Source organism: Pseudoalteromonas sp. JC3, assembly GCF_030291895.1.
Lineage (GTDB): Bacteria > Pseudomonadota > Gammaproteobacteria > Enterobacterales > Alteromonadaceae > Pseudoalteromonas.
The window spans coordinates 563642-585239 of record NZ_CP127855.1 but is presented as its reverse complement, the minus strand read 5'-3'; the positions used below and the strand labels follow the sequence as shown (position 1 = coordinate 585239).

At 45.4% G+C, this 21598-nt stretch carries 15 protein-coding genes and 1 pseudogene; 8 read left to right on the top strand and 8 right to left on the bottom strand.

Translation table 11 applies throughout. From position 1 onward, the window contains the following. Positions 1 to 7: 7 nt before the first annotated feature. Positions 8 to 466, bottom strand: coding sequence for a division/cell wall cluster transcriptional repressor MraZ (mraZ, locus tag QSH61_RS02500; RefSeq protein WP_010368661.1), 459 nt, complete (start codon positions 464 to 466; stop codon positions 8 to 10). A gap of 327 nt (positions 467 to 793) precedes the next feature. Between mraZ and QSH61_RS02495 the strand changes: the two genes are divergently transcribed. Further along, positions 794 to 3889, top strand: coding sequence for a bifunctional diguanylate cyclase/phosphodiesterase (locus QSH61_RS02495; protein WP_233525203.1), 3096 nt, complete (start codon positions 794 to 796; stop codon positions 3887 to 3889). A gap of 30 nt (positions 3890 to 3919) precedes the next feature. Here QSH61_RS02495 and QSH61_RS02490 read toward each other — a convergent pair whose 3' ends face one another. Further along, positions 3920 to 5584 (bottom strand): alkaline phosphatase, encoded by a 1665-nt coding sequence (locus tag QSH61_RS02490; RefSeq protein ID WP_174170444.1) that lies wholly within the window; start codon positions 5582 to 5584, stop codon positions 3920 to 3922. Positions 5585 to 5759: 175 nt separating this feature from the next. Then, positions 5760 to 6974: a cation:proton antiporter gene (locus tag QSH61_RS02485; protein ID WP_193522305.1), complete on the bottom strand. Its 1215-nt coding sequence runs from the start codon at positions 6972 to 6974 to the stop codon at positions 5760 to 5762. A gap of 242 nt (positions 6975 to 7216) precedes the next feature. Here QSH61_RS02485 and QSH61_RS02480 point away from each other — a divergent pair, with 242 nt between their 5' ends. The 6 genes from QSH61_RS02480 (at position 7217) to QSH61_RS02455 (ending at position 15019) form a co-directional block, all read left to right on the top strand. Further along, a complete protein-coding gene (locus tag QSH61_RS02480) occupies positions 7217 to 10012 on the top strand; it encodes a TonB-dependent receptor (protein ID WP_206471227.1) in 2796 nt (931 codons plus the stop codon). A gap of 85 nt (positions 10013 to 10097) precedes the next feature. Continuing rightward, a complete protein-coding gene (locus QSH61_RS02475) occupies positions 10098 to 11444 on the top strand; it encodes a DUF5690 family protein (protein ID WP_248298624.1) in 1347 nt (448 codons plus the stop codon). A 17-nt stretch (positions 11445 to 11461) separates the two neighbouring features. Further along, positions 11462 to 12271, top strand: a complete 810-nt coding sequence (phnX, locus tag QSH61_RS02470; RefSeq protein ID WP_206471228.1) for a phosphonoacetaldehyde hydrolase — start codon at positions 11462 to 11464, stop codon at positions 12269 to 12271. After that, positions 12271 to 13689 carry an FAD-dependent oxidoreductase gene (locus QSH61_RS02465; protein WP_206471229.1) on the top strand — a complete coding sequence of 473 codons (1419 nt, stop codon included), beginning with the start codon at positions 12271 to 12273 and terminating at the stop codon, positions 13687 to 13689. Before phnX ends, QSH61_RS02465 begins: the two co-directional genes overlap by 1 nt. Continuing rightward, positions 13686 to 14234, top strand: coding sequence for an HD domain-containing protein (locus QSH61_RS02460; RefSeq protein WP_174170448.1), 549 nt, complete (start codon positions 13686 to 13688; stop codon positions 14232 to 14234). Before QSH61_RS02465 ends, QSH61_RS02460 begins: the two co-directional genes overlap by 4 nt. Positions 14235 to 14326: 92 nt before the next feature. Continuing rightward, positions 14327 to 15019 carry a UTRA domain-containing protein gene (locus QSH61_RS02455; protein ID WP_088531664.1) on the top strand — a complete coding sequence of 231 codons (693 nt, stop codon included), beginning with the start codon at positions 14327 to 14329 and terminating at the stop codon, positions 15017 to 15019. Positions 15020 to 15581: 562 nt separating this feature from the next. Here QSH61_RS02455 and QSH61_RS02450 read toward each other — a convergent pair. From QSH61_RS02450 to QSH61_RS02430, 5 genes and pseudogenes are all read right to left on the bottom strand, one after another. Beyond that, the gene (locus tag QSH61_RS02450) at positions 15582 to 16553 is read right to left on the bottom strand and encodes a transposase (RefSeq protein WP_286123091.1); all 972 of its coding nucleotides are present in this window, start codon (positions 16551 to 16553) and stop codon (positions 15582 to 15584) included. Between the two features lie 124 nt (positions 16554 to 16677). Then, positions 16678 to 16938, bottom strand: a pseudogene (locus QSH61_RS02445) (transposase); the annotation flags it as partial. A gap of 304 nt (positions 16939 to 17242) precedes the next feature. Further along, positions 17243 to 18349, bottom strand: a complete 1107-nt coding sequence (gene phnW / locus QSH61_RS02440) for a 2-aminoethylphosphonate--pyruvate transaminase (RefSeq protein WP_206471836.1) — start codon at positions 18347 to 18349, stop codon at positions 17243 to 17245. Positions 18350 to 18509: 160 nt separating this feature from the next. Then, a complete protein-coding gene (gene galE / locus QSH61_RS02435; RefSeq protein WP_206471835.1) occupies positions 18510 to 19523 on the bottom strand; it encodes a UDP-glucose 4-epimerase GalE in 1014 nt (337 codons plus the stop codon). Positions 19524 to 19583: 60 nt separating this feature from the next. Then, positions 19584 to 20468 (bottom strand): TolB-like translocation protein, encoded by an 885-nt coding sequence (locus QSH61_RS02430; RefSeq protein WP_206471834.1) that lies wholly within the window; start codon positions 20466 to 20468, stop codon positions 19584 to 19586. A 135-nt stretch (positions 20469 to 20603) separates the two neighbouring features. Here QSH61_RS02430 and QSH61_RS02425 point away from each other — a divergent pair, with 135 nt between their 5' ends. Next, on the top strand, positions 20604 to 21503 hold the full coding sequence (locus QSH61_RS02425) for a phosphoribulokinase (protein WP_010368692.1): 900 nt from the start codon (positions 20604 to 20606) through the stop codon (positions 21501 to 21503). Positions 21504 to 21598: the final 95 nt, after the last annotated feature.

Sequence of the window (21598 nt, the reverse complement as noted above, 5' to 3'; positions counted from 1 at the left end):
TTTACCCCTACAAGGAAAAGTTTTCCAGTTCAGGGCTTTCCTCAAAGTTTCCTGAGTGTTCAATTTCGGTATCTGCCTGCATTTGCTGATACCAGCGTTCTTCGTCCCAAATTTCAAATTTATTGAGTAGCCCAACTAGCATAATCTTTTTGCCTAATTGCGCATGGGACCGCAATGAAGGCGCCAGTAAAATCCGGCCATTTTTGTCTAGTTGGTATTCTGTAGCATGACCTAGCAACATCCGTTGCCAGCGTCTCACTCTGGGATTGGTGTTAGAGATGCGACTTAGTTTGGTCTCAATTTCTAGCCATTCGGAGAGTGGGTAGAGCCATAAGCACGGTTCGTTGATCGCAATAGTACAAATAACGGTTCCCTGATCTTCAGACAGCAGCGGTTGACGGTACTTAGTCGGCACCGCAAAACGCCCTTTGTCATCCAAAGCTAGCGAACTTGCACCTCGAAACATGCGTGATCCTATTTCTAAGTTAGTTGATCCAGTTTGATCCACTAAAACCCACTTTTTACCACAGAAGAACAGTCTAGGGCTTGACAAGCACTTTTGTCAAGCTCAGTCGGTACCTTTAACACCTTTGAAAGCCAGAAAAATCGCGGGATTTGTGGAAGATCATGAATTTTGTGGAAAAAAGTGGAGAGATGAAAAAATGCCATTTTTTTTGACCGGATAATCACATCATACTTTCAATTTAGAAATTAAAAATTCTATCTGTTAGCCCTTGCTCAGTGATGCTTTTGCAGCTGAATTATTTATGCAAATTTGCTTGGTTGTCCTAACTTGATTCGGTATCATTCGCGCTCTCTGATCAGCTCCATAGGTGGGATTATTCTGAAATCTTCAATACAGTTTCGATTTTATCGCTTACTCGTTCTACTGTGCTTGCCATGTCTGATCATTATTTTATTTCTATTATGTGAGCAACGTCAGCAGGCATTAACACAACAGTCACAACAGGCGCTGCATTACGCCAAACAAGTTGCGGCGATCCAGCAGGTAGAGCTCGCAGATACAGAACAAGTCTTACAGCAACTGTCGACCCGTATTGATCATCTTACCGTAGAGCACGGCAAATGCCCGCCGCTGCTTTATCACGCGATGCTGCTCAGCCCCAACCTAGCTAACCTTGGCATAGTTGACGCACAAGGGAACGTACTTTGTACTACGCATCAAGCAGATCAACGCGAGATCAATATCGCCGATCGTGGTTACTTTAAAACCGCAATGCGCACTGCCCAGTTTAGTATTGGTGAGTATCAAATTGACCGCAGCATGCAGCGTGCAACAGTCAACTTCGCGCTACCAATTTACGATGATAAACAGCAATTTTTATTTATGCTTGTCGCAGTGAAAGGCTTAACGCATTGGAGCCAGACCCTTGCAAAACTGCCTCTTCCTGTTGGTACTCGGGTAATGATTGCCGACGCTAAAGCGCAAATCATTGCGCAATATCCAGCAGCAAATGCAGAACTTGGCCGTGCTGTTAGCAGTTCTTGGCCAAGCAATTTAGGCACACAGGCGACGCTACTAAACACCCCAGAAGGCAATCGCTTGGTGTATGTAAAGCAATCACTCAATAACAGCAACCGAGCGTTACAAATCTACTTTAGTTTCGATTTTGAGTCCCAGTTGAGCAGCATAGATAAGCGTTTTGCACTCTTTCTAGGAATATTTTTGGCGCTTGTGTCTATTTTGTTTTGGCAAACACATTGGCAATTAAAGCAACAACTTTTAAAACCGCTTGGCGCACTCAAGCATGCTATTGCACAACTTGAATCGGGCAAGCAAGATCGCCGTTTTAACGCAACCAAAGTGCCCAGTGAATTTGAGCATATCGCCGAGCGTTTTGCTCATATGGCGCAAACACGCTTAGCCGCTGAAGACAATGCAAATCATAGACTTGCCGTTGTAAAAGCCCTGATTAATGCACTCCCCGATAGCTATGTGCGCTTAGATCAACAGGCTCAGATCTTATCTCGTTATGGCGATTACACAGACAAAGCACAAACGCTTAGGGAATTGCTCCCAGAACATATCTATAAACGGATCCGCGCAGAGCTTGCGCTGTTGAATGACAAAACCTATGTGCAACTTGAGTTTTCACCAACCAGTAATCAAGTGGTTGAATGTCGCCTATGTGCCATTGAGTCACATCCACAGGCGTTGTTGATTTTCCGTGATATTAGCCAACGTAAGCATCAAGAAGAAGCACTAAACCTTGCAGCATTGGTGTACAACAATAGCAGCGAATGTATGATCATCACGGATGCCAATGGCTTTATCTTGGACGTCAACCTTGCCTTTACGCGTGTAACTGGTTACTCACGCTCAGAGGTGCTGGGTAAGTCCACTGCCATGTTAGGATCGGGTCAACATGACCGTAGCTTTTACGAATTGATGTGGCAGCAGCTCAACGAACACGGCCGTTGGCAAGGTGAGATTGTCAACCGTAAGAAAAATGGCGAGCTTTACACCGAATGGCTGACTATTGATAGCGTTTACGATAGCAACCGTGAGATCTACCGCCGCGTCGCGATCTTCACCGATATTACCGAAGTAAAGCGTAAAGATGCGCTGATCTGGAAACAAGCACATTTTGACGAATTAACCGATCTTCATAATCGTGTGGGACTTAAAAAACACTTAAAAAAACAGGTTGCCAGCGGACAACAACAAACCGCCGTGTTATTACTCGATCTCGACAATTTTAAAGATATTAACGACACATTAGGCCATTATTACGGCGACTTACTCTTGAAGTTAGTCGCACAACGTTTAAAGAGTATGGCTCCGCATGCGTTTTTATCCCGCATTGGAGGTGATGAGTTTGTCTTTGTGTTGGAGGATGACGAACATAAAGCAAAGTGCAAAGCACTAGCAGCTCAGATCCAGTCCGCATTCAAACAGCCTTTTGAGATCCAAGATGAGCAATGCCATATCACTGCAAGTATGGGGATTGCCACCGCACCAACAGATGGTAATGGTGCAGAAGCCCTATTAAAGGCTGCCGATCAAGCAATGTATCGAGCAAAGCAGCAAGGTCGTAACGGCTATGTGATTTTTGATGACGCTTTACGCAAAGTCGCAGAATCTAGAATGCACATGCTCAAAGGTATTCGTACTGCACTGCATAACAATCAATTTGAAATGCACTACCAGCCTATCGTATCACTTGACGATAATCGCGTCGCCAAAGCCGAGGCCTTGATCCGCTGGCGACACCCAGAGCAAGGTATGGTGAGTCCCGCTGAGTTTATTCCGTTAGCCGAAGAAACCCAGCTCATTCATCATATTGGCGATTTAGCATTTTCGCAGTCTGTTGATACATTGACACAACTACAGCACTTAGGCCATACAACACAAATTAGCATCAATGTGTCACCGGTCCAATTTGCCGCTAAAAATTGCACCTTAGCAAGCTGGAGTGACAAACTCACAACGCTTGCGATCCCCCCAGAGCACGTGGTTCTAGAAGTTACGGAGGGAATGATGATGCACAATGATAGCCGCACTAAACAACGAGTTGAACGCTTAAAGCAGCAAGGTTTTCAATTTGCGTTAGATGACTTTGGCACGGGTTACTCATCACTCGCGTATCTAAAACAATTAGATTGTCACTTTGTGAAAATTGATAAACGCTTCGTCGATGGCATTGCAACCAATGCAGACGATTTAACCCTATGTGAAACCATTATTTTGATGGCTCACCGCCTAGGCTTAAAAGTCATCGCTGAAGGCGTTGAGACCGCGACTCAGCATCAGCTATTAAAACAGGCTGGATGTGATTTTGGTCAGGGTTATTACTATTCAAAGCCGCTACCACAACGCGAGTTTCTGACCTTAATGACAGAAAAAAGCCACATTGCTGTGGCTTAACTGAAGTTACTTAAAATCTAGGTGCTTGACTTATTCAGTTAAACCAAGCGCAGTCATCATTTTGTTTGCAACGTCCACATGGTGCTGCATGGTTGAGAATTGCTTAGTTACGCCCGCAGGACCAAAAGTATAAACCGGTACTGGCGCAGCCGTATGTGTACCAGTACCCCACACTACACTTTGCTCTGAGGCAATCGCGCGAGCAATTTTTCCGGTGTAATCCTCTTTGGCGTATACATAGAAGTCACTAAAGTCTTCAAACGCTGGGATCATATCTGCGCTATTTTCATCGTATACACTCTGACCGACTTTTGCGGCATTATCTAGCGTCACCGTGTAAGCCGTCATATCTTCAATGGTCGCTTTCCAAGTTGGACCCGATACATTTTCATAGGCTTCATCGGGCGCAGCTTCTGCAAGGATATCGAAGAAAGTGCCTGTTTGCGCGTAGAGCTTGTCTAGTTGCGCAAGTGGGCCAAAGTTAAACTTAGGATGATATTCTTTAGCAACACCATTTACATACATACCATCGCCAGATAGCGTTTGTGCTTCAGGACGCTCATGCTTTGAATAACTAAAGCCAAAACTACCCGTTTCATGGTCTGCAGTCACAACGACCAGTGTATCGTTACGGTCTTTTACCCATTCATGAACAGCTTCAACGGCTTCATCAAATTTAAGCAGCTCATTTAGCATCCAACCTGCATCGTTTGCATGACCCGCCCAGTCAATTTGACCGCCTTCAATCATCAAGAAAAAGCCATCTTCATCTTTAGACAAGATATCAAGCGCTTTCACCGTCATTTCTTTTAATGAAGGCTGAGTACAGCTGTTGCTCTGTTGACAAGCTTTGTAAGCAATTGCGTCACTCATACCAGAGTTTGCGAATAGACCTAGTACTTTTTCGCCTTCAAAACTGCTTAATTGTGCTTTATCAAAAGCAAGGCCATAACCATGTTGCTCTTTTGCTTCAACAACTAGGTTAGTTTCATCTCCACGCTTTGAGCTTTTATATACGCTACTAGGCATGCCAAGTGCGTCAAGTTGTGCTTTTACTTCAGCATTGTCAGGCGTGCTCTTTGGTACAAATACGCGAGCACCACCAGATAACATCACATCAACGCTGCCAGAGCGAACTAATTGCTCAGCGATTTCAGCTTCGTATGAACGATGCGGCATATGGGCAGCAAATGCTGCTGGCGTGGCGTGCGTAATACGCGTATCTGAAACAAGACCCGTCGCTTTACCCGCGGCTTTGGCTTTTTCTAAGATAGTCGCTACTTTATTGCCATCGGCATCAAGGCCTATCATTTCTGAGCCTGCAGCAAGGCCGGTTGCTAATTGAGTTGCCGAACAAGCAGAGTCAGTTACTAGACTGCCAGTCGCGCCATGTGGTGCGTTCATGGAAAGGCCTAAATGACCACCCGCAGCAAGTTTAGACAGCGCTGTTTGATTGCCTTTGTTTTTATAAGTTGAGTTTGGCGCGCGCTGAGCATACTCTTCAAGTAAGCCAACTTGCTGTGGTCCCATACCGTCACCGATCATAAGGATCACATTTTTTACTTGTGTCACTTCTTGCACTGGTACTTCTTTGATGACTTCAACTTCTTTGATCACCTCAACGGTTTTTGTATCGTCATCACACGCGGTAAGTAGAATTGCAGAGATAGCAACTGTAAGTAACTTTTTATTCATTGTACTGTTCCTGAAACGTAATATTTGTCTGTAAGGCGGGCACAGTCTAGGCGCGTTACATGACTTTTTTATTTCAGCAAAGTGACAAAAAATATTTTATTTCACAACAAGTTACAATATAACAGTACAATTCAGATACGAAATCATACGCTATACCAATTGTTATTTAGAGTAATCACTCTCGACCGGAAGCACTGGTAAATAATTTAGAAATGGGTCGACTAGATAATCCAAACACAAAAATGCTCAACAGCACCGTTGCCATTGCCACTTGAGTAATTTGCAAACCATTTGGCAATTCTTCGCTGAGTAGCATTAAGGTTAGCACCACCGAAGCCAATCCCTTGGGGCCAAACCAAGCTAACGTAAAGCGCTCTTTGGTTGTCAGTTCACCACCTAACAAGCAGAGGAATACCGGGATCAATCTAAACATGGCAGTTGCTAACACTGCGTACACCCAAACCTGCCATTGGGTAACATTTAACAGCACTACACTGGCCGACAAACCAAATACTATCCAGATCATAAAAGCCGCAAATTCGGCGAGGTGCTCACCTTCTTCGATAAGCTGATCTTTAAACTCATCACGATAATATTTATCAAACAGCAAACCGCTGACAAATGCAGCGATAAAACCGCTGCCATGCAAAGCTTGGGTTACCGAAAAAACTAAAAAAGCGATGCCAACAAAGAGAAAAGGGCTGGTTTTAGACGCAAAGTAATGATGTTGATAGGCGCGTTTAAGTAACCAAATGATCACTCCAGTCAGTAACCCAGCGACAACGAGTGCAATCCCCACTTCGCGTATAAAAATCCAAGCAAATGATTCGGTCGTCGCTTGCATTCGCTCAGCTAATACGCCCAGTAAAAACAGAAATACCGGAATACATAGGCCATCATTCAAGCCACTTTCCACATTAATTGCCTCACGTAATCTGGTGGGCACAGACTTATCCTGAATGAAGGTTTTGCATAAAGTGGCATCGGTTGGGGTGATGATCACCGCAATTAAAAAGCAAGCCAACCAAGATAACTGGAACAGCTCATGGGCCACCCACGCGCCAAATACCATGGTTAATGGCAGCCCGAGTAATAATTTAACCGGTAACTGGAAGCTGTGAGATAACACCCGTAATCGCGTTTTTGCAGCATCGGAAAATAAATAAATCGCAAGCGTCAACTCAATAATCGGCAACCAAGTTTGTAGGCCATTAATATCTACCGCTAAAGCTTGTTGCCCTCCTTCAATATTACCAAGCACAAAGCCTATCGCCCCGCCCGTTAGCACAAACCACATAGGTGCGGTGAGCTCCGCCCTATCTAGTTGTCGAGCTGTAATGCTATAAATAAAAAGAGAAAGTCCAATCGCCGCAATCAAAGCATAAATCACGTTGCCATTCCTTTATTGAAAACCTGTCGCTGATAACGCGAGTATGACAAATCTTATTCAGTTAAGCCAAACATCTAACAACATCCTCCTACCTCCTTAAAGCGAATCAAACAACAAAGAGCAGTAGGCGCTAGTTAATTTTTCACCTTTGTGTCATCGGAATGTAAAAAACCGTCATTACTCTATCTGCAACAAACTGGACTAGACCAGAAAACTTAACCCAAACTTTTGAGAAAAGAGCAATGAAAAAACTAACCCAAATCGCTGCTGCCGTGTTACTCGCCACCAGTCCCAGCTTATATGCTGCGACAGGTAAACTTGTTGGTGTTGTAAAAGACCCACAAAGTAATCTGTCTGGCGCCGTTATCTCGGTAAAAGGCCAAGATGTATCCACTGTGTCTGATTATCGTGGTCGCTTTGAACTGCCAAAACTAGATGCCGGTCGCTACACCTTAGTCGTGAAATATATGGGTTATCAGGAAACTGAACTTCAGGTTGAAGTAACTGATGGCAAAGTCACTACGTTGTCTCCAATCTTATTAAACCATCAACAAGCGATGGAAGAAGTGGTCACGGTTGGGCAAATCTTCCGTGGCGCAATGGCCGCTGCAAATAACCAAAAAAATGCCAGTAATATCAAAAGTATCATTTCTGCCGATGGGATTGGTAAGTTACCAGATAGAAATGCCGCTGAAGCCGTACAACGTATTCCAGGTGTGTCGATAGAGCGTGACCAAGGTGAAGGCCGCTTTGTTGCAGTGCGTGGTTTACCGTCACAATGGAGTTCGGCCAGTATCAACGGTAACCGCCTTCCAACCGCAGAAGAGGAAACCACCAGCCGCGCCACTGCGTTCGACTTTTTTCCAAGCGAATTGATTGAGTTTGTGGAAGTGTCTAAAGCTATCACTCCCGACATGGAAGGCGATGCGATTGGCGGTAATGTTAATTTCGTGACCAAAAAAGGCGCTGATGATTTTATCCTCAAAACCAACTTTGCTGTGGGCCAAAACGAACTCGCCGATGGTACAAATTATTCTGCCAATGTGGTGTACGGCGACCGTCTACTCGACGACAAGCTAGGTTTTATCATTAACGCCACAGCGTGGCAGCGTGATTGGGCAACCGATAATTATGAGCCGCGCCGGGGTAACGATGGCTTAGGCATTTACCGTTTAGAGCTGCGTGATTATACCGGAACCCGTGAAACTTATGGCTTAAATGGCTCGCTGGAATATCAACTTGAAAGCGGCACGCTCAGCGCCAGCGCGCTATATGGCACATTGATTGATGATGAAACCCACTATAAGCACAGGCTGCGTTTTGATAAAGACCGTGCTGAGCTGCAGCATATTCGCAACGAACTCATCACCGAAATGCAAGGCTTTGAAATTGCAGGTGAACATGACTTTGGCTTTGATAAAACGCTCTCTTGGCAACTAGCCACGTACGAAAATGAGTTTCGTTATGGCGACAAACCCAACAGTGAAGACAATAGCTATTTTGTCGCCCGTTTTGATCAAAAAGAGGTTGGATATGTTGGACTTGAAGACCGCGATACCGGTAAAAATTATGCCTACAACCAAGTAGACGGCGGCAGTGACCCTTGGAACGCCATTAGCAATCACTTCCCCTCGGGCTTTACACTCGATCCAAGCAAAATGGGTTTGTCTTGGGTTGAGCTATACAAAGTCTACGTCAACGAAAAAGACAGACTGGTAGCCAATGCCGACTTTGACTGGCAATACAATAACCAGCTAGCCGTTAAATTTGGGGCAAAATACCGTGACAAAGTCCGTAAAGCTGACTTTGCCGACGAGTTTTACGCGTGGGACAGCGAACAATATGGCGCAGCGCCAACGCTTGCAGACTTTGCCTTAAGCGATCAACCCGGTCGCAGCGATTACTTAAGCGAAGCCAAGCTTGATTATCGCACGCAGTTGTCACAGGTGGCTTCCACCGATGCTCTTGCCCAGTTTTGGACGCAAAATCGCAATAAGTTCAAGCTAGATGTGGGTGAATCAGCACTCATCAGCAACGGTGGAGCGCTGGGCAGAAACTTCGATGTTGAAGAAACCCACACCTCGCTCTACGGTATGGCAACTTACCAAGCTAACGACAACTGGGAAGTATTAGGCGGCTTACGCGTTACCCGCACCGATACCGAAGTGTCTGGTTACACTTATTTAGCCGACGAAGACAAAGTTGTTGATACCACCAACAGCAATGATTATTGGTCAATATTACCCGCACTACATGTTACCTATCGCGCCAATGACGATACCAATTATCGCCTTGCACTAACTCGCACCTTTGCCCGTCCTGACTTTGGCTCATTAACACCAGGGGCAACTTACCTTGAGCAAGACAATCAGCTTAACTCAGGAAATCCAGCGCTCGACCCTACGTACTCAAATAATCTCGACTTGATGGTGGAACATTATTTTGACCGCGTTGGCTTGGTCTCTGCGGGGGTATTCTACAAAGATATCCAAGACCCTATCTTCCAAGCCACCAGCGTTGGCAATTACAACAACAAGCAAGGCGTGACCATCATCCGTCCTGAAAACGGCGATAGCGCTTGGCTTGCGGGCATTGAGCTGGCATTTAACCGCGACCTTAGTTTTATTTCTGACAGTTTGAGTAACTTTGGGGTAATGACCAATGCGACCTTTATGGACTCTGAAATGCAGATCCCAGAGCGCACAGAAAAAGTAGCCATTCCACGTCAGGCCAATGAGCTTTACAACTTTACGCTGTATTACGACGACACCCGTTTTGCCGCTCGAATAGCACTTAATCATAAAGGTGCTTATATCGAAGAGCACGGCGGCGATAGCCAATCGGATAGCTACTATGGTGCCAATACCAGCGTCGACTTTACAACGTCATACCAACTTAACGAACAAACGTTAGTTTACCTAGAGCTGAGTAACCTCACCAATGAAGCATTGCAGTACTACCAAGGTGAGCAGGGCCGTCCATTACAGGTGGAATACTATGGTATCCGCGGCATGGTCGGCATTAACTACCAATTTTAATACCAATTCACTTGATTAAGCCGATTGGTATACACCGGTTGACGGGCAATCCACAAAGGATTGCCCTCGAATTACCGAGGATCCTATGATGTTGCAGATCACCCTATTTAACGCCCGCCCACGCTGGCTAAAAGACGCCCAAGGTATCGGCTTTGTGCTATTTGCCGCGACCAGTGCGTTTATGACTTACTTTTGTATGTACGCCTTTCGTAAGCCATTTTCGGTCAATACCTATGAAGCCTTTGATGACCTGAGCTGGGTTGTTAGCTTTAAAATTGCCCTGATCCTTTCGCAAGTGTTTGGCTACCTATGCGCGAAATTTATCGGCGTTAAAGTGATTGCTGAAATGCAGCATCATTATCGCGGTCGTGCGATTTTGGCCATGATTTTAGCCGCTGAGCTCGCACTGGTGCTATTTGCCATCACTCCCACGGGCTGGAATCTGGTTTGGCTGTTTGCCAATGGCCTCTCCCTTGGCATGATCTGGGGTTTGGTTTTTAGCTTTTTAGAAGGTCGTAAAACCACCGAAATCTTAGGTGCGGTACTCAGCGTTACTTTTATTCTTGCCTCTGGATTGGTCAGAACTGTGGGCAAATGGCTGGTAACCGAACTCAATGTGCCTGAACTGTGGATGCCAGCGGCAACCGGAGCGATTTTTCTACCACTGCTTGTACTCAGCGTTGCTTGTCTAAATAGTATTCCAGAACCTACACAAGAAGATGAACAATTACGACAAAAGCGCGCGCCAATGGATGGCAAAGCACGGCTAGCGTTTTTTAAACAGTATTGGTTTGGAATAACCGTACTGGTGCTTAGCTTTTTACTCTTTACCGGCTTTCGTGACTTTAGAGATAACTTCTCAGCCGAGATCTGGCAGGCCTTAGGTTATGGGCAAGAACCCGCGATTTTTGCTTATGCCGGGATCCGCATCGCCTTTATCGTACTCATTGCGCTTGCCGCATTGGTGTTAATTAAAAATAACCGCATCGCATTTTTTGCCAATCATGGCTTTGTCTTACTCGGGGCTTTACTACTGGCTGGCAGTACGTATTTATACCAAACCCAAAGTCTCGATCCTAAAACTTGGATGGTACTGCTGGGGGCTGGTCTTTATATCAGTTATATCCCCTATAACTGCTTTTTGTTTGACCGCATGATCTCAGCAGTTGGCTCGACTGCGAACGCCGGTTTTTTGATTTATCTGGCGGATTCGGCGGGCTACATCGGCTCAGTGGGCATTTTGCTCTATAAAACTTTTGCCACACCTGAGCTCAGCTGGCTGCACTTTTTTACCATGGCCTGCTACTGGGTAGCGTTTATCGCAAGCGCCCTCGTAGTGAGTTCAATTATTTATTTTGCCGTGAAATTAAAGCGACCACGTAAGGCGTCAACGCAACTACGCACCACGGCACTTTCATCACATATTTCCTAGTTAGGAGTCTTAGCAACATGAAACACATTGAAGCGTTAATTTTGGATTGGGCTGGTACTGTGGTCGACTATGGTTCGATTGCCCCTACCAGTATTTTTGTTGAAGCATTTAAGCAAGCGTATCAATTTGATATTTCCTTGGCTGAAGCGCGCGGTCCGATGGGAATGGGCAAATGGGATCACATTAATACTTTGCTACAAACGGACAGTGTCCGCACCCGCTGGATAACGCAATTTGGTCAGGCACCGAGTATGTCAGATGTTGACCATATTTATCAAACCTTTATGCCGCTCCAACAAGCAAAAGTCGCCGACCGAGCAACCCCCATTCCGGGCGTGCTTGCGGTGATCAAACGATTACAACAACAAGGCGTTAAGATTGGCAGTTGTTCTGGGTATCCCAAGCCTGTGATGGACGTACTAGTGCCTGCCGCTGCCGACTATGGTTATCAGCCAGATTGTGTGGTTGCCAGTGATGAATGTGCAGCAGGCTCTCGCCCAGGTCCCTGGATGGCGTTAGAAAACGTGCAAAGACTTGGGATTAATCGCGTATCAGGATGCGTAAAAGTCGATGATTCCGCGCCGGGAATAAGCGAAGGGTTAAATGCTGGTATGTGGACCGTAGGACTTGCGTTAACGGGTAATGCGGTGGGGCTTAGCGAAGAAGAATGGACGGCGCTTGGTCACGAAGAGCAAAGTACACATTCCCTTAATGCTTATCAGCAGCTTGGCGAGGCCGGTGCGCACTATGTGATTGATTCACTAGCCGACATCGAAATGGTCTTGATGGATATTTCTGCTCGTATCGCCCGTGGAGAGCGCCCGTAATGCGTTTTCAGCCTTTTTGGTTTGATGAAGCAATCACTCAAGCCGATATTGAAGCCGCAGCCAGCGCGCCGCCTCATGGCGCGTTGGATACCCAAGTTTGTATCATAGGTGGCGGCTTTACTGGCCTTTGGACAGCCATAACGCTGAAAAAGCAAAAACCTGAGCTGAATATCGCCATTATTGAAAAAGACCTCTGTGGACAAGGTGCTTCGGGTCGTAATGGCGGAGCTATGCTGACATGGTCGACTAAGTTTGCCAGCTTAATTAAAGAGTTTGGCGTAGAACAAGCCTGCTTTTTAGTGCGCCAGTCGGAGCAGGCCGTTCATGACATTCAAGCCTTTACCAGTAAACACGGGATTGAATGTGATTGCCGCGTTGATGGTACTTACTACACGGCTTCTAATCACAGCCAGCGTAATGCCTTTGGCCCCATTACCGCCCTACTTGAGCAACACCAGCTTAATGCGTGGCAAACACTGGATAAATCGCAGTTGCAAGCTACCGGCTCTAATGCCAACCTTGCTGGAATTTACTCTCCCCATGCCGGTAGCGTTCAACCCGCCAAGCTTGTACGTGGACTGATGAAGGTGGCAAAAGCCCTTGGGGTCAAGGTATTTGAACACACCCGCTACCTAAAGCACCAAGGCCAAGACACGCTAACCATTACCACAGACAAAGGCGAGATCAGAGTCAATCAGCTGGTATTTTCGGTTAACGCTTGGCTGCCAAGCTTATTGCCGCAATTTTCTCGCAGCGTAGTGTTGGTTTCGAGCGATATGGCTATCACCACATCAGCACCTGAAAAGCTTGCGGCAATGGGGTTGAACCACGGCGCTCCGGTGATTGATGCACGCATTTTTGTGAATTACTACCGCACCACCTCAAGCGGTCGATTAATGCTTGGCAAAGGCGGGAATTATTTTAGTTTCAATAACCAAGTGAGAGACTCCTTTCACCGCGCCAGCCGTTATCAAGCCATTCTTGAACGCTCATTTAGCCATTTCTTTGAACATCACCAGCTCGAGATAGACAGAACTTGGACCGGCCCCTCAGACCGAAGTGTCTCTGGTATGCCTTTCTTTGGTCACTTAAATGGTCAAGCTAATGTGTTTTATGGCAGTGGTTACTCAGGCAACGGCGTGGTGCAATCCTATTTAGGTGGGCAAATCTTAGCGAGTCTACTGCTTAATCAACATAACGACTGGCGTCACTGCGCCTTGGTCAACCAAACGCTTAAACAGTTTCCCGTCGAGCCATTTCGCACCGCGGGGGCCTTAATGGTGAGAAATGCCATTCGCCGTAAAGAAAGCGCTGAGGATAACAACACGCCACCGCATAAACTCGATGTTTGGCTAAGCAAGCTAAGTGGCAGCGCAGCAAAATTAGATCCGAACGTGAAGCAGGAGTATATAAAGTGAATGCCGTTGCACAAATAAAACAGCTATTCGAGCAATATGGTCACGCCACCTATGACGAGGCATGCAGCCAAATTTACCATGCCGAGCAATGCGCTACCCTCGCGAAAGAAAATGGTTATGATCAAGCGACCCAAATCGCTGCATTTTTACATGATATTGGCCATTTTGTTGCTCAGTCTCAGAATAACCCCGACTTTACCCCACAAGGGTATAGCAATCATGGCGATTTAGGGGCGGATCACTTAACTCAACTTGGCTTTGATCACGCGGTGACAATGCTAGTGCGCAAACACGTAGATGCGAAACGCTATCTGGTCAGTATTGATGAGGAGTATTACCAAACGCTCTCTCCTGCCAGCCAATTAACGCTAACAAGACAAGGCGGAAAGATGAGCAGCGAAGAACTTGCGGCATTCTCCAAGCTCCCTGAATTGGACGCTATTATCGCGCTGCGTCGTTTTGATGATTTAGGGAAAGATCCGAGTTTAGCCGTTTTGCCGAGTAGCTATTGGTTTAGCCAGATAGAAGCCTATTTGGCGAGTTAGGCTAATCTGAGTTTACAAGTCTCAAATTATAAATATTTATCCTGTCATAAAACGATAGTAAGCTTGTCACAAAAGGTTTTATCGACTCAATTATGCTGCTTTATCAACGTATTCGAAACCATATCCAAGCGCTGCTCGCCGCTGGCAGCATGACGCCGGGTGCCAAGTTGCCTTCAGAGCGCGCGCTGCAAGAAACATTTAGCTCAACACGGATCACCGTCCGTGAAGCCCTAGCAAGACTAGAAGCCGAAGGACTTATCTTTAGCCAAAAGCGTCGCGGCTGGTTTGTCACCCCCGAAAAACTCAAATGGCATCCAGCTAAAAAAGTGAACTTTAACCACCTTGCCATTGAACAAGGCTTTACACCAACAACTCAAGTAGTGGCAATTAATGCCCCTTCCACAGAGCCTGAGTTTAGCCACTCTCATTTTAACGGCCAGCCTGTTTATGAATTAACTCGAGTACGCGCGTTAGATGGTCGCGCAATAATGATGGAACAGATCTATTGTGCAGCCGAACGTTTTGCCGACTTGCACAACCAACCGCTGGATGGCTCAATCACAGAAGTGATGTCGACCCATTACCAAGTTGACGTCAGCTTTGAACAGTGCGTGATAAGCGTCACCGTACTACCCGATGACGTTGCCGACAAATTAGAAAAGAACAGCGGCGCACCTTGTTTAAAGGTACTGCGCGCCCGCTATGACGCCGAGCAAGCGTTGGTGGATTACAATATTGAATATTGGCTCCATGACGCCATAGAAATGATTGTTGAAGGCGTGTAACCCCCGTAGGTCGTGCTTTAGCACGACAACTTTTCCGCATATATCCTCACATGGTAAACACAATCATTAAATTGAATAAATTCTATCGAATATCAGCTCAATGAACCCATAGCGATGATTGTTGAGGGCGTATAACCCTTATACACGTAGGTCGTGCTTTAGCACGACAGCCTTTCCAGAGCTACTGCCGCGTCAAAAACACCTTCATTAATTCTATATTCTACGTCTAAATGCGAGTTAGTGGTGGAATACTCTGGTATGCAATAAATACTTAGCTAGTAAAAGTTAATATGCTTATTTGATTTAACTTCTACAATGAAAGGGCATCAATCAAATCAATCCAATCAAATCAAATCAATGACACCCATTACTGTTTACATCAGTGCTGAGGAAGTGAAGTAAAAAAGTATAAAAATACTTCAACCACTTTGGTCAAAAACGTTTATAGATAGGCTAATTTTTAGCGCTCAGGCGTATCTATTCAACAAAACAGGTTTATCGCGCACGACAAGGCGCTGTAAATACAACAGTAAGAAATTCTAGAGTTGAAAAGCTTGCTCTGCTAAGCCAACAAGCGCTCACAGTTTGTTAGGTTTGTCCGTCGTCGTTTTTGCAGTGTTTCACAGTAAGCGGTTATTGTTCGCTCTCGACCAACAGCACCGTGGAATACCCGAGAAAACTGCGTAGTGAGTTTTATCCAGTTTTCAGGTTCTATATTTAATCGAGTAAGAATAGGTTGCGCTTCGTTGATATAACCGCGTTTATCGGCGCGAATACATTTGCCCGTGAGCTCAACTAATTCAATATAGGACTTGAATTCAAAGGGCAGGCCTTTAGGCATATGTTTTCGTGGGCTACCAGCAAAGCGTAGTAGGCTTTTTGGTTGTTTGCCCAGCTTAGCGTGGTCGATGCGTTTTTTGATGCTGGTGTAGTCTGAGGTCTCAGGCGTTGCTGCGATTTTGGCTCTAATGGGGTTTAAGTCTACGTAAGCGAGACAAGCTGCCAATGCGGCCTCATCCAGTAATGCTTGGGATTTAAACCGTCCTTCCCAAAAACGGCCTGTACAATTATCTTCTTTATTTGCTCGGCGGGCGATGTCTTCGTTAAGCACTCGCATAAACCAGCTAATATCTGCGAGCCTTTCCCTGTACTTGGCGACATGCTCATTGAGTATCAATTGCTCCGACTCGCTGAGTGGCTCACCTTCAGTAAATTTTTGGCTTATCCAATTGCCTTTAAATAACTTGTGCCATCGTATCACAGTCGCTTTATCCGAGAGACGCTTAGCTTTTTTATCATCAACATATAAAACAATGTGAGTGTGATTACTCATCACCGCATAAGCACAGACATCAATGCAAAACACGGAGCCTAACATCAGGAGCTTTTCTTCAACCCAATCACGGCGGTGTTCGTATGATTTTCCAGTAAATTTATCTTCACCGCACAGAAACGCACGCCTTACGCAACGGGAGATACAGTGGTAGTATTTGGTGTCGGTTAAACTGATTTGTTTTTTACGGGCAGTAGCCATAGTTTGGTTTCCTCAATCCTTTGAGTGCAAAATTAAAGCGTAGGCGGTATCTTAGGAAGGTGCAAATTAAGTAGTGGGTGTCAGCGATTTAAGCGGTAGTGGGTGTCAGCGATTTATCTCAGCGATTTAATTTCGTGGGTGTCAGCGATTTAACATATAAAACAATGTGAGTGTGATTACTCATCACCGCATAAGCACAGACATCAATGCAAAACACGGAGCCTAACATCAGGAGCTTTTCTTCAACCCAATCACGGCGGTGTTCGTATGATTTTCCAGTAAATTTATCTTCACCGCACAGAAACGCACGCCTTACGCAACGGGAGATACAGTGGTAGTATTTGGTGTCGGTTAAACTGATTTGTTTTTTACGGGCAGTAGCCATAGTTTGGTTTCCTCAATCCTTTGAGTGCAAAATTAAAGCGTAGGCGGTATCTTAGGAAGGTGCAAATTAAGTAGTGGGTGTCAGCGATTTAAGCGGTAGTGGGTGTCAGCGATTTATCTCAGCGATTTAATTTCGTGGGTGTCAGCGATTTAAGCGATTTAAGATTTGCTACTCATTTATTTAGTTAAAGGAGTGTAACCCCCTTAACCCATCGCCGCGTAAAGCGTCTCCTACCCTAACAGCTTACCAGTATTTTGCTTCAGTAATAGCAATCGCCGCGTAAAGCGGCTCCTACCCTAACGGTTTACCAGTATTTTGCTTGTGCGATAGCTTCTAGTAGTCCGCTAATATCTGCGGCATATACTTCGCCAATATTACCAATTCGAAAGCAATCTGCGTTTGATACCTTGCCGGGGTAAATCACATATCCTTTTTGCTTCAATGCTTCATAAAAGCGCTTAAATTCATAGCTTTCGTCACTTGGTGAATAAAAAGAAGTGATAATAGGTGAATGCATGACTTCTGGTAACAAGGCTTCAAAACCAAGGGCTTTCATGCCGCTAACGAGTTGTTTTTGATTTTCGCTGTAACGCTTAAATCGCGCAGAAACGCCTCCCTCTTGCGCCAATTCTTCCAGTGCTTTGGCAAAAGCCCTGACAACATGCGTTGGCGAGGTAAAACGCCATTTACCATGATGATTTTCCATGGTTTTCCACTGGGCGTGAAGATCCAAAGAAAGTGAACGTGCCTGTCCTTCAGAGGCAACCAAGAGCGCTGTTTTTGTAATCACAAAGCCAAAACCTGGAACACCTTGAATACACTTATTTGCTGAGCTAATGAGGATATCAATTTGCCACTCGTGCATATCCATCTCAATGCCGCCAAAACTGCTCATGGCATCAAGGATCATTACTTTGTTGTGATGTTTCGCAAGCTCCGCTACGCGTTTAGCCGGATTCAGCATCCCCGTTGTGGTTTCGCAGTGTACCATTGCTACGTGGGTGATCTCAGGGTGTTGCTCAAGCGTTTGTGAGATCTGCTCAAGTTGCGGCAATTCGGTTTCAACAAAGTTGAGCGCTATCACATTAATATTTAGATAATTGGCTATCTCAATAATACGCGCACCATAGGCACCATTATTGATAACCAGTAAAGTGCCAGACTTAGGAATAAAAGTCCCAATAGCCGCCTCTACACTTGCTGTACCACTGCCCTGCATTAAGGTTGCACTGTAGTCACTGCGATACTGCGGATCTGCAACCGCAATTTCACAAAGCTGATTGCGAATAACTTGCACCACACCTTGGTTATATTCATCATCCCAGGTGCACCAGTCTTTTAACATGGCTTCTTTCACGGTATCGGAGGTACTGAGTGGGCCTGGCGTCAGGAGTAAATAATCGTTGTTCATAACTTGCCTCTAAACTGGTCTATACCAGAATATTTAACCGAGTTTAGGTGACAACGGCATGACAGTTTTATGAAACTAAGATTGATGTCGTAATGATGTTCAATGAAGCCTCGCCTTTACCCTAAATGGCAAAGGCGAAGAGAAGCAACAGAGGCTCTGGTTATTTATACCCGTTTGGATTATTGCTTTGCCAGCGCCATGTATCTTGCATCATGGCATCCAATCCACGCTCTGCATGCCAGCCTAATTCAGATTTGGCTTTTTCAGGCGCTGCGTAACAGGCGGCAATGTCGCCATCGCGACGCGGTTTAATGTCATAGGGTATGGCTTTGCCCGCTGCCTTTTCAAACGCAGTAACCATCTCAAGTACTGAGTAGCCATTGCCGGTACCTAAGTTATAGATATGTGTACCTGCTACTACTGCGATTTTCTCAAGTGCTTTTAAATGGCCAATAGCTAGATCAACCACGTGAATGTAATCTCTCACGCCCGTGCCGTCTTTGGTGTCATAGTCGTCGCCAAAGACGCCTAAACTCGCCAGTTTACCAACAGCAACCTGTGAGATGTAGGGCAGTAAGTTGTTGGGAATACCATTTGGGTCTTCACCAATTAACCCCGACTCGTGTGCGCCAACCGGGTTAAAGTAACGCAAAATAGCAAAGGCCCAACGCGGGTCTGATTTAGCGACATCCTGTAGTACCATTTCAACCATCAGCTTTGACGTACCATAAGGATTGGTTGTGCCACCAACAGGGAAATCTTCACGAATAGGAAGGCTGGCAGGATCTCCATAGACCGTCGCTGACGAGCTAAAAACTAGCTTAAATACATTGGCATCACGCATTGCATCAAGCAGCGTCAACGTACCCTGAACGTTGTTTTGATAATACTCGATTGGCTTTTGAACCGACTCTCCTACGGCTTTTAAGCCTGCAAAGTGGATCACTTCTTCAATATCATATTGCGCGAATACACTATCAAGAAATGCCTTATCAAGAATATCCCCCTGATGGAATGCCGCTTCCTTTCCTACTATCTCAGCGACTCTATGTAATGAAGTCTGCTGAGAGTTGCTTAGATTATCTACGACCACTACCTTTTTGCCTTGCTGTAGCAGCTCTAATACAGTGTGAGAGCCAATATAGCCTGCACCACCAGTTACAAGAATCGTCATATCTATTCCTATGGTTGTTGTCTACGCATCGCATCGAGCATTCTACTCAATTTGTTATTGTCAGTCTTGGCGGTAGCATACAAATGCCAGCTTGTTATCAAAAAAGCTCAAGCGAGAAATTGAAGTCTGACAGTAACTTCTTAAGTTTCTTAATAAGTGGACTTTTTTAGGCGCATTTAAATCCCGATAATAAATTTTATTATCTAGTGCATATGCCACTTTATTATCATCCAACCAGGTATAATCTTGCACTTGACTGGGAAGAGCAAAAAATCGCTGAATATGATCGCTCTCTCTGTGGTAAGTTGCGAACCACATTAAGCCATTGACTTGATATGTAAAAGCAAACACATCACGCGCACGGTTGTAAGACAAAGTTCGGCCAATATCTTCGGCAAGAATTTGTGGTAAATGGCCGTTAATATCTGTGTACTGTAAGGTATGCGGAGCACTCTCAGTCGCACCTAAAATAAACATAATCAGATCTTGGTTGCTCCCCCAAGCATGATACCCCACAGGTTCAATATGCTCAAAAACACGACTTGGTTTTGTAGCCTGATCAAACGGATAAAACCACAGTTTTTGCTTACCGGATCCCTCAACCACAATCGTCGTTAACCCTTTCCCATTCGGATGCAGTGTGGGTGAATACTCGGAGACAGGGGATTGCGTGAGGTTGGTTGTGTTTTGGCTTTGAAAGTCGTAAAAAAACAGATCCGTTTGGCTATTGCCATCAGCGCTTACTTCCCCAGTATAGAAAACCCCAGAATCAGTCACTAGTGGTTGATTAAAATATGCAGTGTTTTCGGTAATTGGTTTAGCACTGAAATGTTCACCTAATTCAGCTAGCCAAATTTGGCTTTTGGGCATGGCTGAATACGCAGGTAAACAGGACGCGAAAGCGAATAGACAAACTGCGAGCTTCACACGCATTGAAATGGGCATGGACGTTCCTTTGATTTTTCATTGTAGTTATATCACCCCGCTATGATACCCAACACTCGCCTTCAAGCAAAGCTTGCCAAAAACTTTGCTTCGCGTAACATCGAATTAACGGATGATGAAAGCTAAGGCAGATTTATGTCAGACAAACACCCTATTATCGCCATTACTGGTAGTTCAGGCGCAGGCACTACAACAACGACAAGCGCGATAAAACATATATTCCGCAGTCTTAATACCAAAGCCGCCTATGTCGAAGGCGATAGCTTTCATCGCTACACTCGCCCTGAAATGGATAAATTGCGTCGCGAAGCGCTGCAAGAAGGTAAGCACATTAGCTACTTTGGTGAAGAAGCCAATGACTTCGGCGCATTAGAAAGTCTGTTCAAAAGCTATGGCGAAACCGGCAATGGCAAAGTCCGTCGCTACCTTCATACGTTTGACGATGCCGTGCCATTTAATCAGCTACCGGGCACTTTTACTCCTTATCAAGAACTGGAACAAAACACCGATATGCTGTTTTATGAGGGGCTGCACGGTGGTGTCGTGACCCCCGAATATGATGTGGCCAGCAACGTTGATCTATTGATTGGCATGGTGCCTATCATCAACCTTGAGTGGATCCAAAAGCTCATTCGCGATACCAATGAGCGCGGCCACTCCAAAGAGGCGGTTATGACGTCAATTGTGCGCTCAATGGATGACTACATTAATCACATTACCCCGCAGTTTTCTCGCACGCATATTAACTTTCAACGCGTGCCCACCGTGGATACCTCTAACCCATTCAGTGCTAAAGACATACCCTCATTAGACGAAAGCTTTGTGGTTATTCGCTTTCGTGGCATCGAAGATGTTAATTTCCCTTACTACTTACAAATGATCGAAGGCAGCTTTATGTCTCGTGTAAACACGTTAGTTGTGCCGGGCGGGAAAATGGGGCTGGCGATGGAGTTGGTACTGACTCCACTTATCAAGGAATTATTAGTAAAGAAACGCGCCCTTGAGAATATGGCGCCAGTCGATTTACCGATTTAACCCAGCTTATGTTTTGATTAGGAATAATAGCTTCCTTGCATCGCTCCATATCACACTTTACACTGACGCCTTTTAGAGCATCACGAGTAGTTGTT